The 15,819-nt window shown below is 71.2% G+C and carries 11 protein-coding genes; 3 read left to right on the plus strand and 8 right to left on the minus strand.

Features of this window, described 5'->3' with window-relative positions:
- From AB4Z01_RS03420 to AB4Z01_RS03445, 6 genes are all read right to left on the minus strand, one after another.
- Positions 1–2,757, minus strand: a complete 2,757-nt coding sequence (locus tag AB4Z01_RS03420) for a molybdopterin-dependent oxidoreductase (RefSeq protein WP_441690602.1) — start codon at positions 2,755–2,757, stop codon at positions 1–3.
- Position 2,758: 1 nt separating this feature from the next.
- On the minus strand, positions 2,759–3,607 hold the full coding sequence (locus tag AB4Z01_RS03425) for an FAD binding domain-containing protein (RefSeq protein WP_441690603.1): 849 nt from the start codon (positions 3,605–3,607) through the stop codon (positions 2,759–2,761).
- Between the two features lie 209 nt (positions 3,608–3,816).
- Complete coding sequence (locus AB4Z01_RS03430; RefSeq protein ID WP_441690604.1) at positions 3,817–6,153, minus strand: penicillin acylase family protein; 2,337 nt, start codon at positions 6,151–6,153, stop codon at positions 3,817–3,819.
- Positions 6,154–6,171: 18 nt separating this feature from the next.
- Positions 6,172–7,284: an NADH:flavin oxidoreductase/NADH oxidase gene (locus AB4Z01_RS03435; RefSeq protein ID WP_441690606.1), complete on the minus strand. Its 1,113-nt coding sequence runs from the start codon at positions 7,282–7,284 to the stop codon at positions 6,172–6,174.
- Between the two features lie 478 nt (positions 7,285–7,762).
- Positions 7,763–8,941, minus strand: coding sequence for an IS110 family transposase (locus AB4Z01_RS03440; RefSeq protein ID WP_441690608.1), 1,179 nt, complete (start codon positions 8,939–8,941; stop codon positions 7,763–7,765).
- A 175-nt stretch (positions 8,942–9,116) separates the two neighbouring features.
- The gene (locus AB4Z01_RS03445) at positions 9,117–9,806 is read right to left on the minus strand and encodes a TetR/AcrR family transcriptional regulator (protein ID WP_441690610.1); all 690 of its coding nucleotides are present in this window, start codon (positions 9,804–9,806) and stop codon (positions 9,117–9,119) included.
- Between the two features lie 156 nt (positions 9,807–9,962).
- On the opposite strand from AB4Z01_RS03445, the gene AB4Z01_RS03450 reads away from it, so the two are divergent.
- Entirely contained in the window at positions 9,963–11,165 is a 1,203-nt protein-coding gene (locus AB4Z01_RS03450; protein ID WP_441690612.1) for a multidrug effflux MFS transporter, read from the plus strand.
- A 370-nt stretch (positions 11,166–11,535) separates the two neighbouring features.
- Here AB4Z01_RS03450 and AB4Z01_RS03455 read toward each other — a convergent pair whose 3' ends face one another.
- Positions 11,536–12,276: an SDR family NAD(P)-dependent oxidoreductase gene (locus AB4Z01_RS03455; protein WP_441690614.1), complete on the minus strand. Its 741-nt coding sequence runs from the start codon at positions 12,274–12,276 to the stop codon at positions 11,536–11,538.
- Between the two features lie 101 nt (positions 12,277–12,377).
- Here AB4Z01_RS03455 and AB4Z01_RS03460 point away from each other — a divergent pair, with 101 nt between their 5' ends.
- Both AB4Z01_RS03460 and AB4Z01_RS03465 read left to right on the plus strand, forming a co-directional pair.
- Positions 12,378–12,989: a TetR/AcrR family transcriptional regulator gene (locus AB4Z01_RS03460; protein WP_441690615.1), complete on the plus strand. Its 612-nt coding sequence runs from the start codon at positions 12,378–12,380 to the stop codon at positions 12,987–12,989.
- Positions 12,990–13,081: 92 nt separating this feature from the next.
- Positions 13,082–14,821, plus strand: a complete 1,740-nt coding sequence (locus AB4Z01_RS03465; protein ID WP_441690616.1) for a M14 family zinc carboxypeptidase — start codon at positions 13,082–13,084, stop codon at positions 14,819–14,821.
- 168 nt (positions 14,822–14,989) lie between these two features.
- Here the strand turns inward: AB4Z01_RS03465 and AB4Z01_RS03470 are convergent, their stop codons facing one another.
- A complete protein-coding gene (locus tag AB4Z01_RS03470; protein WP_441690618.1) occupies positions 14,990–15,754 on the minus strand; it encodes an SDR family oxidoreductase in 765 nt (254 codons plus the stop codon).
- Positions 15,755–15,819 lie beyond the last annotated feature (65 nt).

Genomic DNA, 15,819 nt, shown 5'->3' on the forward strand with positions numbered 1-15,819 from the left:
TCAGTCCTTCTGTCCGGCGGCCAGGATCGCGGCGCGGATGCGGTCGGGCGTCGCCGGCACCCGGCGGATGCGCACGCCGGTGGCGTCGTGGATGGCGTTCAGGATGGCGGGGGCGGTCGGGATCAGCGCCTGCTCGCCGATGCCCTTGGCGCCGAACGGGCCGACCGGGGCGGCATCCTCGATCAGGATCGATTCCACCGGCGGCATGTCGCCGGCCGAGGGGATCAGGTAGTCGTGCAGGTTCTCGCCGCGGCCGGGATGGAACTCCTCCATCAGCGCCAGGCCGAGGCCCTGGGCGGCGCCGCCCTCGATCTGGCCCTCGACCAGGGTCGGGTTGATCGCCCGGCCGACATCATGCGCGGCGGTGATCTTCAGCACGCGGACGGTTCCCAATTCGATGTCGACCTCGATCTCGGCCATGTGGGCGCCGAAGCCGTACACGGCGTAGGGCACGCCCTGGCCGTCCGCATCCAGCGGGCTGGTCGGCGGGTCGAAGGTGGCTTCGGCGGCCAGGACATAGCCGCGCTCGTCCGGCGGCAGCACCGCCAGGTCGAGGGTGCGGGCGTGCTCGCCCTCGGTGACGGTGACCCGGCCATCGGCGAAGGCGATGGCGGCGCCCTCGCCGGCATTGGCCAGGCGCAGCAGGGCCCGGCGCAGGTCGCGGCCCGCCAGCTCCGCCGCCTTGCCGGTGACGAAGGTCTGGCGCGAGGCCGAGGTCTTGCCGCAGTCCGGCGTCAGGTCGGTGTCGGCCGAGACCAGGTCGAAGCGGTCGATCGGCGCGCCCAGCGCATCGGCGCAGATCTGGGTGACGACGGTGTTGGAGCCCTGGCCGATATCGACCGCGCCCTGGTGCAGCGCGATCCGCCCGTCCGGCTTCAGCCCGATGCGGATGGTCGACGGGTTGGGCAGCGAGGTGTTGCCGCAGCCATACCACATGCCGGCGACGCCGGCGCCGCGGCGCAGCGGGCCGGTGGCGGCCCGGTTGAAGGCGGCGGCCTCGTCCCGTGCCCGCTGCCAATGCGGCCGCAGCGATTCCAGGCAGGCGCGGATGCCGGTGCCGTCGCCCAGCACCTGGCCGGTCACGGTCGGCTGGTCGGGGCGCAGGGCGTTGTCGATGCGGAACTCCAGCCGGTCGATGCCCAGCCGATCGGCCAGCTCATCGTAGAGCTGTTCCTGCGCCACCCCGGCCTGGGGCACGCCGAAGCCGCGAAAGGCGCCGGCCGGCACCAGATGGGTGTGCACCGCGCGGGTCAGGGCCCGGTAGTGGGGCACGTAGTAGGGGCCGGAGGCGTGCACCGGCACCCGGTTGGCGACGGTCGGACCCCAGGAGGAATAGGCCCCGGTGTTGAAGTCGCCGGTGAAATCCATCGCCACCAGCTTGCCGTCCCGCGTCGCCCCGACCCGGGCGCGGATGCGCGACGGGTGGCGCTTGGTCGTGGTCATGATCGATTCGCTGCGGGAATAGACCATCCGCACCGGCCGCTTCAGGTGCCAGGCCGCGATCGCGATGAAGGGCTGGATCGACAGGTCGAGCTTGGAGCCGAAGCCGCCGCCGACCGCGGTCGGGATGATGCGCACCGCCTCGGGGGCGATGCCGAGGATCTTGGCGACGTCGTCGCGGTCCATATAGGGCGCCTGGGTGCAGGCCTGGATCTCGATCCGGTCGCCGACCCGGCGGGCGAAGCCGGCCTCGGGCTCGATATAGGCGTGCTCGACGAAGCCGGTCTCGAACTCGCCCTCGACCACCACGTCGGCCGTTTCCAGCGCCGCCTCGACATCGCCGCGCACGACCCGGCCACGCACCAGGATGTTGCCGGCGCGGTCGGCATGGACCAGGTCGGCCCCCGGCGCCAGTGCGGTGTCGATCGTGGTGTGGGCCGGCAAGGGCTCCCAGGTCACCGGGAAATCCGACAGGTCGAGCGACTCGATCGCCCAGCTCTCGCCGACCACCGCCGCCACCGCTTCGCCGCGGAACCGGGCCTCGGTCTCGGCGAAGGCCGGCTGGTCGGCGAAGGGGCCGATCACGCCGAAGCGGTTCTCGCCCGGCACGTCCCTCGCCGTGAACACCCGGACCACGCCGGGATGCGCGGCGACGAAGCCGTCGATGTCACCGAAGGCGAAGCGCGCGCGGTGATGCGGGCTGCGGATGGCGCGCAGAGTCAGGGCGCCGGACGGGGTCTCGTCGGCGCCAAACACGTCGCGGCCCTCGACCTTGCGGCGGCCGTCCAGCCGGTCGATCCGGGCGCCGACGGCATGGCCGGCGGCCGGTCCCTCGGCTGCGGCGGGCTCGGTGCGGGCGTCGAGGATGGCGGCGACGATCTTGCGATAGCCGGTGCAGCGGCACAGCACGCCGCCGATCGCGTCCATCACCTCGGCCTCACCCGGCTCCGGATTCCGGTCCAGCAGGGCGGCGGCCGCCACCAGCATGCCGGGGGTGCAGATGCCGCACTGGGCGGCGCCGTGGCGCAGGAAGGCGGATTGCAGCCGCGACGCCGTCGGCGACTGCGCCGGCAGCCCCTCGATGGTGGTGACCCGGCGGCCCTCGACCTGGCCGGACGCGACCAGGCAGCCGCAGACCGGGGCGTCGTCCAGCAGCACGGTGCAGGCGCCGCAATCGCCGGCATCGCAGCCGACCTTGGTGCCGGTCAGGCCCAGATCGTCGCGCAGCAGGCGGGTCAGCCGGCCGGCGGGATCGGCCGGCACCTGCACCGGGCGGCCGTTCAGGGTGAAGCCGAGCACGGGGCGGGCGTCGAGCATCTCAGATCTCCGCCGCAGCGCCGAGGGCGCAGGCATCGAGCGCGCGGCGCACCAGGGTCAGGGCCGCATCCAGGCGGTAGGCGGCGCTGGCGCGGACATCGCCGATCGGCGACAGCGGCGCCAGATGCTCCGGTCTGGCCAGCGCGCCGAGGCCGGGCCGCGCCGGGACACCGACGAGATCCTGTTCCAGCGCCGTCAGCCGTTGCGCCACGGCGGAACAGGACCCGACGGCGATCCGCGCCTGACTGACCCTGCCGTCGGCGTCGGTATCGACCACCGCCGCCACCATGGCGATCGAGATCACGAGGTAGCGGCGGGCGCCGAGCTTGAGGAAGGCCGAGGCGCCGGCATCGATCGTCCGCGGCACGATGACCGCAGTCACGATCTCGTCCTCGCGCCGGGCGGTGCGGCGGTTGCCGGAAATGAACTCGGACAGCGGCAGGGTGCGGCTGCCGGCGCGCGATCGCAGCTCCACCGCGGCGTCCAGCGCCAGCAGCGGCGGCACGCCGTCGGCGGCGGGGGAGGCGTTGCACAGGTTGCCGGCGATGGTGCCCAGATTCTGGATCTGGACGGATCCGACCTCCCGCGCCGCCGCCTTCAGCGCATCGAAGCAGCGCGGCAGCGGGGTGGCGATGATGGTGCTCCAGCTGGTGCGGGCGCCGATGCGGATGCGGTCGTCGCCGAGGACGATGCCGTCCAGCTCCGCCAGCCGCGAGATGTCGATGATCGGCCCGGCCAGCGGCCGGTCTCCCGCCGCCGGAAAGATGTCCGTTCCGCCCGCCAGGATGCGGCCGCCCGGCGCCGAAAGCACCGCCACCGCCTCATCCAGCGTGCCTGGCCGGAGATACATGAGGGAACTCCCTGGCCTGATCCTGTTCCGACGACCCGCCGTTCTCCAGCGGATATTTCATTCGTATACAAATGATCTTCATCCGCGCCGGCAGGGCTGTCAAGGCGGGATCGGTACCGATGACAGGACGCGTAGGTTGGGTTCGCATGGCGAACCCAACATGACGACGCCGGAAATCCCTGTTGGGTTCGCGATTCCGCGAACCCAACCTACGGTTGTGGTAACAACGCGATCCGCTCTCCCGCCGCCTCTTCCACCGCCGCGCGGCTGTAGAGCAGCGGGACCTGCTCGCCGCGGGCCCACAACGGAGCCAGATCGCGATAGTGCGGGGAGCGTGGGTCGCCGGACTGGCCGGGCGCGTTGATGCAGGTGCTGCGGTCCCAGTCGCCGATATCCATGACGATGCGGACTGAGGCGCCGTGGGTCACCCGGAAGTCGTCCGGACGGTAGGCGGCATGCATCACGGTGGAACTGCTGCCGCCCTTGGGCAGCGGGCCGACGTCCAACTCGGCCCGGCGGTCGGGTGCCACCGCGCCGACCGGATGCTCGAAATAGCCGTGATGCAGATCGCCCCAGCGCCAGGCCGACAAGTCATCGCCCAGCCGTCGGGTCGCGTCCCGCACGGCCTCGGCGAGCGTGTCCAGCAGCAGCGCGTCGCGGGCCGTTTCCGGATCGGCGCCGAAGCGCGCATCCGGCGTCTCCAGCGCCGCCAGGATGCCGGCGACGTCGCCCGGCGCCAGCAGCCGGCGGATCGCCGGGTCCGGCACCAGAAGGGCGAACAGAGCCGGCTTCAGGTGCCTGGTCCACCACAGCTCGAACAGCGCCGCGGCGGCGGAGCCGGCATCGAGCCGGGCGTCCCAGTTGCGCAGCAGGTCCAGCCCGCGCGCCGCGTCCCGCGCCGCGAGCGGCGCCAGCAGGCGCTGCAGCCGTCGCGCCGGCACCGACAACGTGTCGGCCTGCAATGCCCGGGAATCGGTCAGGCCGTGGCGGTCCTGCCCGGCCAGCACCTCGCGGATGCGCACGGCACGGCTGTTCTCCAGCCATTCGAAGCCGATCGGCCGATCGTCATGCGGCCAGTCCGGCGGCAGGTTCAGCTCGTTGGCGGTGGCGACGAAGCCTTCGGGAGGATTGTCCAGCACCGGCATCAGCGCCGGGTCCATCATGCCGTCCCATTCATGGCTGCCGTCGCCCGGCACCGGGGTCAGGCCGCGCCAGTTCGGCCGCCGCGGCACATGGCCCGCCGGCAGCCAGGCGATGGTGCCGGAGGTGTCGGCATAGACCTGGTTCACCGAGGGCGTGCCCCAGCGCCGCATCGCCGCCCGGAACTCGACCAGGCTGCCGCTGCGCATGCCCGACAGGCTGGCGAGATAGGCGGCCGAGCCCGGCTCGAACCACACCGACCGCACCGCCACCGCACTGCGCCGCGCCGGGTCGGCATGGACCACCGGGCCGTGCCGGGTGAAGCGCAGGGTCCGCACCTGTTCCGGCGCGCCCCTGACCGCAAAGCGCTCCTCGACCAGCCGCATCCGCTCCCAGCCCTCGCCGTAGCGGGTGGAGTCGGGGTCGTCCGGCCGGGTTTCGTAGAGATACACATCCTCCTGGTCGGCGCCGAAGATGGTCAGGCTGAAGGCGGCGGTGCCGTTGTGGCCCATCATGATACCGGGCACGGACGGCTCGCCGGCGCCGATCGCGTCGAAGCCCGGCGCGGTCAGGTGCACCAGGTAGCGCAGCGACGGCACGGCATGGGTGCGGTGCGGGTCGGTGGCCAGGATCGGCCGGCCGGTCGTAGTGCGGCTGCCATGCACCGCCCAGTTGTTCGATCCCTCATCGACCTCGGCCCGCAGCACCTCGCCGAGATCGGTGGCCAGCCGCCACAGATGCGCCTCGTCCAGCGTCGCCACCAGGCGCTCCGGCGGGAAGGTCACCGGCGCCATGGCCAGGCGGAACAGTTGCAGCGCATCGGGCGGCACCGCCTCGGGGTCGAAGCCCGGCACCGGCCCGACCTCGACCGGCGGCTCGATCGTCTTGCGCAGCCGGTCGGTGGCGACATCGGCCCCGGCCAGGACATGCGCCCGCGCCAGCTCGGACAGCGCGTTGCGGGTCAGGCCGTGGCTGCGGATGCGGACCACATCCTCCGGCCGCCAGCGCGCCGGCTGGGTGCCGAACAGCCGGAACTCCTGCGGCAGCCGCTCCGGCTCGCGCTCGACGAGGTCGACATAGGCGTTGATGCCGGCGGCGAAGCGGGTGCAGATTGCCTCCGCATCATCGGCATAGGCCGCCCATTCCGCCGCCATGTCGCCGCGGTACAGGAAGTGCCGGCTGGCGATGTCCTGGGCCAGGTAGCCGGGGCCGAAATCGGCGGCCAGCAGGCCCAGGCCGCGCTTGCGCCACAGGTCGATCTGCCACAGCCGGTCGCGGGCGGCGTTGAAGCCCTGCAGGAAGAACAAATCGTCCAGGCTGGCCGCGGTCAGGTGCGGGATGCCCCAGCGGTCGACCAGGATCTCGGCCGGGGCGGTCAGGCCCGGAACGGCGATGCTGTCGGTCATGCGTTCCGGGCCTCTCGTCTACTCCGCGGCTTCCAGCAGCTTGCGGCCGGGCCAGGTCTTGGCGCCGGCACGGCGGTACTGCGGCGGCAGGGTCAGCTCGGCGCCGAGGGCGTCGGCGGCATGCCAGCCCCAGCGCGGATCGTCCAGCACGGCGCGGGCCAGCGCCACCTGGTCGGCATCGCCGCGGGTGATGATGGCCTCCGCCTGGTGCGGGTCGACGATCATGCCGACGGCGCGGGTGGCCAGCCCGCTCCTCTGCCGGATCTCGCGGGCCAGCGGCACCTGGTAGCCGGGGCCGACCGGGATGCGGGCATGGGCGGCGTTGCCGCCGGAGCTGGCGCAGAGGAAGTCGAAGCCGAGGGCCTTCAGCTCGGTCGCGAGAACCGCCGCCTCCTCGACGCCGAAGCCGCCGTCGACCCATTCCGAGGCGCTGACCCGGACGCCCAGCGCGATGCCGGCCGGAACCACATCACGAACCGCGCGCGCCACCGCCAGCGGGAAGGCGCGCCGCCGCTCGGCGTCGCCGCCCCAGTGGTCGTCGCGCCGGTTCGACAGCGGCGACAGGAAGCTGTGCAGCAGATAGCCATGGGCCATGTGCAGCTCGATGGCGTCGAAGCCCAGCCGCACCGCGCGCTCCGTCGCGGCGACAAAGGCGGCCTTAACCCGCTCCAGCCCGGCCTCGTCCAGCGCCTCCGGCGTGTGCCAGCCGGCATCGAAGGCCAGGGCGGAAGGGCCGACGGTGGGCCAGGAATCCTGGCCGGGCTCCAGGGCGCGGCCGCCCTCCCAAGGGCGCTGGCACGAGGCCTTGCGGCCGGCATGGGCCAGCTGGATGCCGAAGCGGGTGCCGGGCAGGGCGACGGCGCGGGCGGCGGCCAAACCGCGGGCGATCGCCCGTTCATTGGCGTCGGAATAGAGGCCCAGGCAGCCATGGGTGATGCGGCCGCGGCGCTCGACGCCGGTCGCCTCCACCACCACCAGCGCGGCGCCGGACATGGCGAGATTCATCCAGTGCTGCAGGTGCCAGTCGGTGGCGCTGCCGTCATCGGCCGAGTACTGGCACATCGGTGCCACCACGATCCGGTTGGGCAGCGAGAGCGGGCCGAGGGCCAGCGGGGAGAAGAGAGCGGACATGGGGGATCGCTCGATCGGTTGCGGGGCGCGAAGTTCGACGGCGTCGGACGAGATGTTATGTCAGATCTTTCGCTCCGCACCAGCCATCGGCGCAGGGCAGATCCGGTCGAATGTGGGCTCTGGGAGGCGGCTTTGCTCCAGGTTCATGGTCTATTTCCTTGTCATCCTCGGGCTCACATGGGGAGTTTGGTGTCAAGCTGATGAAGAGGCTACGGCACGGAGTGTGGTCCTGTGTGAGAGGAGGAAGGAGTCCGGAAGGCAGGCCTGAGCCGTGTTGGGGAGACGGGGCCGGCGGTGCGGCCAGGTCCAACTCACATACGGTCGCCCGCTGGAGGGCAGTACCATGATCCCGCTTGCGTCGGGGGAGGCTCAGGGGGCGGCACCATACTTGACCTCGGCCCTTGGCGGGGGCCATGTCCGAGATCGGTCCGTCCACCTGCTTCCGCGAGGACTGATCAGGTCCTCGGGATGGTGTGGATCAGGCGGCCTTGAGGATGGCGCCGTCGATGACGACACCGGCGGAGACGTATTTCCAGAGGGCGACGAGGAGCTTGCGGGCGAGGGCGACGATGGCGGTCTTCTTGCCGCGGCCGCCGTTGTTCTGGACGCGCAGGAGGAACCATCGGCTGAGGGCGGAGTGCGGCTGGTGGCGCAGCCACAGCCAGGCGAGCTGGATCATGGCGGTTCGGAGCCTGGGGTTGCCGGCCTTGGAGACGCCCTGTTCGCGGTCGATCTTGCCGCTCTGCCAGGGGGTCGGCGCCAAGCCGGCATAGGCGGCCACCTGCCGTCGGTTGTCGAAGGGGCGGAACAGCCCCTCGTGCCACAGGACCGAGGCGCTCTCGGCGCCGATCCCGACCAACTCGGCCAGCATCGCCGTCGGCGCCGGCCGGTCCGGCGGCGCGGTCTGCTGCAGCCGGGCGAGCAAGGCGTCGCGCTCGGCCTCGACCGCCTTGATCTGACCGCACAGCAGCTCCAGGCGGTCGAGCTCGCGCCGGATCTGAGCGCGAATATGCGTGCCCAGCGGCCGGCCGTCGCCGGTCTGCAGCGCCTCCAGCCGCACCTGCCGGTCGCGGCGCAGCGGCTGGTAGCCGCCGATCCCCTGGCTGGCGAGCAGGCCTTTGATGCGGTTGACATGCGTCAGCCGCTCGCCGACCAGCGTCCGGCGCTCCCGGCTCAGCCGGCGCACATCCTCCTGCTCCGGGCTCGGCACCCGCACCATCGAGCACACCCGCGGCTCGCCCCGCTTGTAGGCCAGCAGCGTGCGCAGCAGCGCTTCGCCGTCGATCCGATCGGTCTTCACCCGACGCCGGCGCCGCGACACCGCCACCGACGCCGCATCGACGACATGGCTCTCCACCCCTTTAGCCGCCAGCACTCGGTGCAGCCAGTAACCGTCCAGCCCGGCCTCCTGGATCGACACGATCCCATAGTCCCGGCCCGTCCGATCCCGCGCCTTCTCCCGCAGCCGCTCGAACAATCCCAACAGCCCCGCGACGTCGCCCGCCGCCAACTCGTGCCGGGACATCTTATCGCCGCCGCCCGGCGACAGCGACGTCACCAGCCACTTCGATTGCGACAGTTCCAGCGACACGAAAATCGCGCCAAGATCAAACCGGATAGCGGCCGTCGTGCTCTGGCCTTCGGGACAACGCATCATCGCCTCCAGGGTTGGTTCAGCAACCTCAACCTGTCACAGGTGCGGTCGCTATCCACTCCCCATAGGGTCTTGACCCGAGGATCCAGGGGCTTTCGAGAGCGGCTCTTCGTGGCCCCTGGATTGCCGGGTCAAGCCCGGCAATGACAGATGAGAAAAGCCGCACTCGGCGGATAGATCAGTTGGGCCTCGCCCGCTGCGCCGAAGTGGGCAGCGGGGCGGCCGGGCCGAAGGCGCGCAGGAAGGTGCGCACGGCATTGGCGACCCCGACATCGATCTCGGCCTCCGCCGGCTTGGTCCCGAGCATGTGGGAGATGTGGAAATCGGCATGGATCAGGGCCAGAAACTGGCGCGCCGCCAGGTCCGGGTCCTCGATCCGCAGATATCCGGCATGGGCCAGCCTGGCGAAGCGGGCGGCGATCGCGGCCCAGGCGGTGCCGGGCCCGTGCTCGCGCCAGGCGGCGAACAGCGCCGGATAGCGCTCGCCCTCCGACTGGATGAGCTTGCGCAGCGCGCCGCCGTCGCGGTTGTACAGGCAATTGCGCACGAGCCGCCCGGCGAAGGCGGCCATCTCCGCCTCCAGGTCGCAGGGCCGGTCGGGGAAGGTGGTCAGGGTCGAGAACAGGCCGGCATTGCAGCGCTCGGTCATCTCCCGCACCACGGCGACGAACAGCGCCTCCTTGTCGCCATGGTGGTTGTAGATGGTCTGGCGCGACACCCCGGCCTCGGCCGCGATCAGGTCGATGCTGGCGCCGGCGAACCCGTCGCGGCAGAACACCGCCGCGGCCGCATCCAGCACCGAGGCGTGCTTGGCGACCTGGCCGCGCCGGGGCGGCACCGGCCGCACGATCTGTTCCGACTCCTGCATAGCCCCATCCTAAGGGGGCTTGACGATTTGGACAATACTGTCCAAAGTTTTGGACAGAGAGTCGCAGCGGTCGCCCGCAGAGGCGATGCGCGGCTCGGCCATATCACCCGCCCGCCCGGACTCCGTCCGCCGGCCTCCGATTCCGGAAGACCGCTCATGTCCTCGTCGCTGCTGCGCTATGCGATCGTGCTCGGCCTGCTCACCGCCATGGGGCCGTTCGCGATCGACATGTACCTGCCGGCGCTGCCGGAGATCGGCCGCAGCCTCGGGGCGGGCACCGAGGCGGTGCAGGCCAGCCTGATGGCCTTCTTCATCTCGCTCGGCATCGGCCAGCTGGTGTTCGGACCGCTGTCCGACATGTTCGGGCGCAAGCTGCCGCTCTATATCGGCCTGGCGGTGTTCCTGGCCGGCAGCATCGGCTGCGTCTTCGCGCCGGATATCGAGACGCTGATCGCCTTCCGCTTCGTCCAGGGGCTCGGCGCCTGCGCCGGCATKGTGATCCCGCGCGCCGTGGTGCGCGACCTGCACACCGGCACCGAGGCGGCGCGGCTGATGTCGCTCTTGATGCTGGTGTTCAGCGTCTCGCCGATCCTGGCGCCGCTGGCCGGCAGCTTCGTGATTGAGGCGGCGGGCTGGCGCGGCGTGTTCTGGGTGGTGACGGTCCTCGCCGCGCTCGGCATCCTGCTGCTGGCGCTGTGCCTTTCCGAGACCCGGCCGCGCGCCCATCGGGTGGAGAGCAGCATCGCCGGCGCGCTGTCGGCCTATCGCTCGCTGCTGACCGACCGGCAGTTCCTGGGCCTGACCTTCATCGGCGCCTTCGGCATCGCCAGCTTCTTCGCCTATCTGGCCAATTCCTCCTTCGTGCTGATCGAGCATTACGGCCTGTCGCCGCGGCTCTACAGCGTGTTCTTCTCGATCAACGCCGTGTCCTTCATCGGCGTGTCGCAATGCACCGCCTGGCTGGCCGCGCGCTTCGGCTTCGGCCGGATCGTCCGGGTCGCGGTCACCGGCTATGCCGCCGCCATGGTGCTGCTCTTCGTCGTCACCCTCGCCGGGGTCGACCGGCTGGAGGTGCTGGCCGCGCTGCTGTTCGTCGGCTACGGCTTCCTCGGCCTCGTCATCCCGACCACCTCGGTGCTGGCGCTGGAGGAGCACGGCGCCGTCGCCGGCACCGCCTCCGCCCTGATGGGCACGCTGCAATTCGTCACCGGCGCGGTGGTGATCGCGGTCGTCGGCCCGTTCTTCGACGGCACCTCGCTGCCGATGGTGGCGGGCATCACCGCCTGCGCCGTCATCGCCTTCGTGCTGGCCCAGATGACCCTGGGCCGGAAGCGGCCGGTCGAGGTGCCGGCCGAATAGCCGGCGCCGACCTGGCGCGCTAATTCATTGAAATTTGAATAAAATTCAGTTAAATTATTATGAACTTTGCGCGATCACGCGAAGTGTCGTGGCTTGGTTGATCTTCACAACTGGAGGTTGGTCGTGGCTGCTGCAGCGATGAAAGCCAGAAGGCCGCGGGACTGGGTCGATCTGGTCCTGGCGGTCGCCGTATTGGTCTCACCCTGGATGGCCGCCGCATGGACCCGTGTGGTCTTCGGCGCGCTGGCAGCGGCCATGTCGGCCTGTACGCTGTGGGATTGGTGTTGCCCTCCGCGTGCTCACGGCTGAGGCGAGAAACCGTTCACCCGAGACCCGCTGCCGCAAGGCAGCGGGTCTTTCAATCGGGGAGCTACGCGTTGATGCCGCCATCCACCGCGATCGACGCGCCGGTGACCCAGCGGCCGCCTTCGCCGGCCAGATGGGCGACCATCGCGGCGACGTCCGACGCCTCGCCGTAATGGCCGAGGGCGATGTGCTGGCGCTGCCCCTCCGCGCCGGGCCCCTGCGCCGGGTTCATGTCGGTGTCGGTCGGGCCCGGGTGGACGATGTTGGCGGTGATGCCGCGCGGGCCGAGGTCGCGCGCCAGGCCGCGGGTCAGCCCGGTCAGCGCCGCCTTGGTCATGACGTAGAGCGTCATGTTCGCCCCGCCGGCATAGTCGGCGAGGCAGGAGCCGATCGAGATGATCCGCCCGCCCTGGCCGAGGTGCCGGGCCGCCGCCTGCGCCGCCAGGAAGCTGGAGCGGACATGGATCGCCAGGACGCGGTCCAACTCGTCCTCGCTGACCTCCTCGAACGGGCCGTAGGGGAAGACCCCGGCATTGTTGACCAGGATGTCGAGCCGGCCGAGCCCGGCCACGGTCCGTTCCACCGCCGCCTGTGTCGCCTTGCCGTCGGTGGCGTCGGCGGCGATCGCCAGGCCGCGCCGGCCAAGGGCCTCGATCCGCCCGACCACGGCCTGCGCCTTGTCGGGTGACGCGGAATAGGTCAGTGCCACATCGGCGCCGTCCTGCGCCAACCGCTCCGCGATGGCGGCGCCGATGCCGCGGCTGCCGCCGGTGACCAGGGCGACCTTTCCGGACAATCCGGACATGGGGAGTCTCCATTTATGTGTTGATCGATACATAATGCGTAGCCAGCTTGTCTCGGCCTGTCCAGTGAATTATGTATTGGATGACACAGAAAGGATCCGCGATGGCCGAACGGGGCCGTCCCCGCAGCTTCGACCGGGCCGCTGCCCTGCGCCGGGCGATGGAGGTGTTCTGGGCGCGCGGCTATGACGGTGCATCGATGGCGGATCTCACCGCCGCGATGGGCATCAACTCCCCCAGCCTCTATGCCGCCTTCGGCTGCAAGGAGGCGCTGTTCCGCGAAGCGCTCGAGCTCTATGAGTGCGGCGAAGGCGGCGCCGCGTCCCGGTCGCTGCAGGAAGGGCCGACGGCGCGGGCGGGGATCGAGGCGATGCTGCGCGAGAACGCGGTCGCCTACACCGCGCCGGACCGGCCGCCCGGCTGCATGATCGTGCTGGCCTCGGCCGTCGGCATCCCGGCCAGCCCCGAGATCCGCGACTATCTGGTCGGGGCCAATCGCCGGTCGGTGGCGCAGATCAAGGCGCGGCTGGACCGTGGCGTGGCCGAGGGCGACGTGCCGGGCGGGGCCGACACCCAGGCCATCGCCGCCTATTTCGCCACCGTGCTGAACGGCCTGACCATCCAGGCCCGAAACGGCGCCGGCTGCCCGGCGCTGCAGGCCGTGGTCGACAGCGCCATGGCCGGCTGGGACGCGCTGACGACACCGCGCGGTTAGCGTTGCCGCAACGGACTGGCGCTGCCATGGGCCATGATCGATGCTTCGATCTGGCTGCGCGAAATCCTCGACCCGACCGGAAAGATCTGACCATGACCGTTCTCCTGGACCGCGAGGCGCCGCGGACCCTCCACGCCCTGCTGCGCGACCTGTCCGACGGCCACCAGGGCGCGGCGGTCGAGGCCTGGCTGTTCGAGGACGAGGCAACGCGCCGGGACGCCGAGACGGCCCTGGCCACGGCCGGCGTCTCGGCCCGGCTGCGCAGCGCCTACAAGCCGCTGCTGCATGCCTTCCTCGAAGAGATCGAGACCGAGGGGCTGGCGGCGGCGACCATCCGCTATCCGGTGCATCCCGCCGCCGCGCCCGACCGCTTTCTGCTGGAGGCCTATCCGCTGGCGGCGCTGCTGGACGGGGTCGATCTGCGCTTCGAGCCGGGCGACGAGACGCTGCGCTACCGCGTGGCCCTGACCTGGCGCGACGGCCGCACCGCGACGACCGAGGTCTTCGCCCCGAACCATCTCGGCCTCGACCATCTCTCCGCCGCCTGCCTGTCGCCGACCGGCTGGCGCCGCGTCACCGGCCGGCCCGACGACCAGCCGGACCTGGACGAACGGCTGGAGACCGAGGTCGAAGGCTTGTTCCGCGCCGTGGTCGAGACCGTCCAGGCCCATCCCTGGGGCAGCGACGAGCCCTATTTCGAGCGGTTGTCGATCGCGGTCGAGGCACCGGCGATCGAACGGGTGCTGCCGTTCCATGAGGAGGTCGTCAGCCTGCACGAGGCGCTGCACGAGGATCTGTACTTCACGCTGCTCGAGCTGTTCCAGCGCCATTCCGGCCGCCCGCTCGGCGACCGCAGGCTGCAGCCGGGCCAGATCGTGCCGGAGATCCGCTCTCCTTCCGGCGCCCCCAGGGTGCGGGTCGAGACCGGACCCTTCGACCCGTCGGACGAGGCCGGCGACTGGCCGGAACAGGTGCTGGACACGGCCGAGGCGCCGCTGTCGATCGCCCAGCTGCATCGCGAGCTGGCGGTGCTGGGCGGACAGCCGATCCTGGCCCGGTCGCGGCAGGGCAGGGCGGTGCCGGGGCTGATCCGGCCGGGGTCGCGCCCGGCGGTGGTGGTCACCGGCGGCCAGCATGCCAACGAGACCACCGGCCCGGTCGGCGCCCTGCGCGCCGCGCAACAGCTGCTGCTGGATCCGGAGACGCATCTGGCGCTGATCCCGCTGGAGAACCCGGACGGCTACGCCCTGCACCAGCGCCTGTGCCGGGACAATCCGCGGCACATGCACCACGCCGCGCGCTACACCGCGCTGGGTGACGATTTGGAATACCGCACCGGCGACGGTCTCTACGAGCGCGCGGCGCGCAGCGAGGCGATCGCGCGCACCGGGGCGCAGCTGCACGTCAACCTGCATGGCTATCCAGCGCATGAATGGACCCGGCCCTTCACCGGCTACCTGCCGCGCGGCTTCGAGATGTGGACCATCCCGAAAGGCTTCTTCCTGATCCTGCGGCACCACCCGGACTGGGCGGAGCCGGGGATGGCGCTGATCGAGGCGATCACCCGCCGCCTGGGCCGGATCGAGCCGCTCTTGGAGCTGAACCGGATGCAGCTGGCCGCCTATGGCGCCCATGCCGGGGCCGGGCCGTTCACCGTGGTCAATGGCATCCCCTGCCTGATCGGCCCGGACGAGCGCCACGTGCCGCCGCTGACCCTGGTCACCGAATTCCCGGACGAAACCATCTACGGCGACCGCTTCGCCCTGGGCCACCAGGTGCAGATGGAAACGGTCCTGGCCGCGGTGGAGCACCATGCGGGGGTGGTGGCGTAGGGCACACTCGGACAGCCGCCTTTGGTTTGCCTCTCCCGCCTGGCGGGAGAGGTCGGGCGCCCGCAGGGCGACCGGGTGAGGGCTGGCCCGGGCCTCGACAAAGAGCCCTCACCCGGAGCCGCTTCGCGTCTCCGACCTCTCCCGTAAACGGGAGAGGCAACGCAAGTATCACGTCCGTGTGATCGACACCCCGCCATCCACCAGCAGTGCCGTGCCCGTGGTGAAGCTCGACGCGTCGGACGCCAGGTACAGCGCCGACCGCGCCATCTCCTCCGGGCTCGCCAGGCGCTTCATCGGGTACAGGCCGGTGATGAAGTCGCGCTCCGCCTGGGTCTTGGCGAACTCCCGGTACATCTCCGTCTCGGTGCCGCCGGGCAGCAGCGCGTTGACGCGGATGCCACGGCCGCCGAACTCGACCGCCAGCGCCTGCACCAGCCCGATCAGCCCGGATTTGCTGGCGGCATAGGCGGCCACGCCGGGGAAGCCGACCGTGTAGCCGACAAAGGTCGAGGTGAAGATCAGCGACCCGCCGCCGCGCCGCAGCATCGCCGGGATCTGGTGCCGCGCCGCCAGGAAGCCGCTGGTCAGGTTGGCCTCGATCGTCTCGCGCCAAGCGGCGGGCGTCACCTCCGGCGTCGGCGCCATCGGCCCTACCATGCCGGCATTGTTGAAGGCGATGTCGAGGCCGCCGAACCGCTCCTCCGCCAACGCCACCAGCGCCGGGGCAGTGCCCTCGTCGGTGACGTCGCCGGCCAGGGCCGCGGCCCGACCGCCGGCCTCCGTGATCTCGCCGACCAGCGCGTCGAGCTCCGCCTGCCGCCGCGCCCCGGCCACCACGGCCGCGCCTTCGCGTGCGAACAGCACTGCCGCGGCCCGGCCGATGCCGGAGCTGGCCCCGGCGACGATCGCCACCTTGCCTGCCAACGCACCCATCTGGTCTCTCCTTCCGTCGTTCGATGCGACGGAAGATGGCGGGTGCGCGGCCTGGCCTCACTCCG

The sequence above is a fragment of the Inquilinus sp. YAF38 genome (assembly GCF_052113205.1).
GTDB lineage: Bacteria > Pseudomonadota > Alphaproteobacteria > DSM-16000 > Inquilinaceae > Inquilinus.

What these genes read in the sequence shown, in the direction of transcription:
- AB4Z01_RS03425 (WP_441690603.1), bottom strand. Translation starts at nt 3,607, where the DNA reads ATGTATCTCCGGCCAGGCACGCTGGATGAGGCGGTGGCGGTGCTTTCG.
- AB4Z01_RS03460 (WP_441690615.1), top strand. Translation starts at nt 12,378, where the DNA reads ATGGCCGAACGGGGCCGTCCCCGCAGCTTCGACCGGGCCGCTGCCCTG.
- AB4Z01_RS03440 (WP_441690608.1), bottom strand. Translation starts at nt 8,941, where the DNA reads ATGATGCGTTGTCCCGAAGGCCAGAGCACGACGGCCGCTATCCGGTTT.
- AB4Z01_RS03455 (WP_441690614.1), bottom strand. Translation starts at nt 12,276, where the DNA reads ATGTCCGGATTGTCCGGAAAGGTCGCCCTGGTCACCGGCGGCAGCCGC.
- AB4Z01_RS03470 (WP_441690618.1), bottom strand. Translation starts at nt 15,754, where the DNA reads ATGGGTGCGTTGGCAGGCAAGGTGGCGATCGTCGCCGGGGCCAGCTCC.
- AB4Z01_RS03430 (WP_441690604.1), bottom strand. Translation starts at nt 6,153, where the DNA reads ATGACCGACAGCATCGCCGTTCCGGGCCTGACCGCCCCGGCCGAGATC.
- AB4Z01_RS03445 (WP_441690610.1), bottom strand. Translation starts at nt 9,806, where the DNA reads ATGCAGGAGTCGGAACAGATCGTGCGGCCGGTGCCGCCCCGGCGCGGC.
- AB4Z01_RS03465 (WP_441690616.1), top strand. Translation starts at nt 13,082, where the DNA reads ATGACCGTTCTCCTGGACCGCGAGGCGCCGCGGACCCTCCACGCCCTG.
- AB4Z01_RS03420 (WP_441690602.1), bottom strand. Translation starts at nt 2,757, where the DNA reads ATGCTCGACGCCCGCCCCGTGCTCGGCTTCACCCTGAACGGCCGCCCG.
- AB4Z01_RS03435 (WP_441690606.1), bottom strand. Translation starts at nt 7,284, where the DNA reads ATGTCCGCTCTCTTCTCCCCGCTGGCCCTCGGCCCGCTCTCGCTGCCC.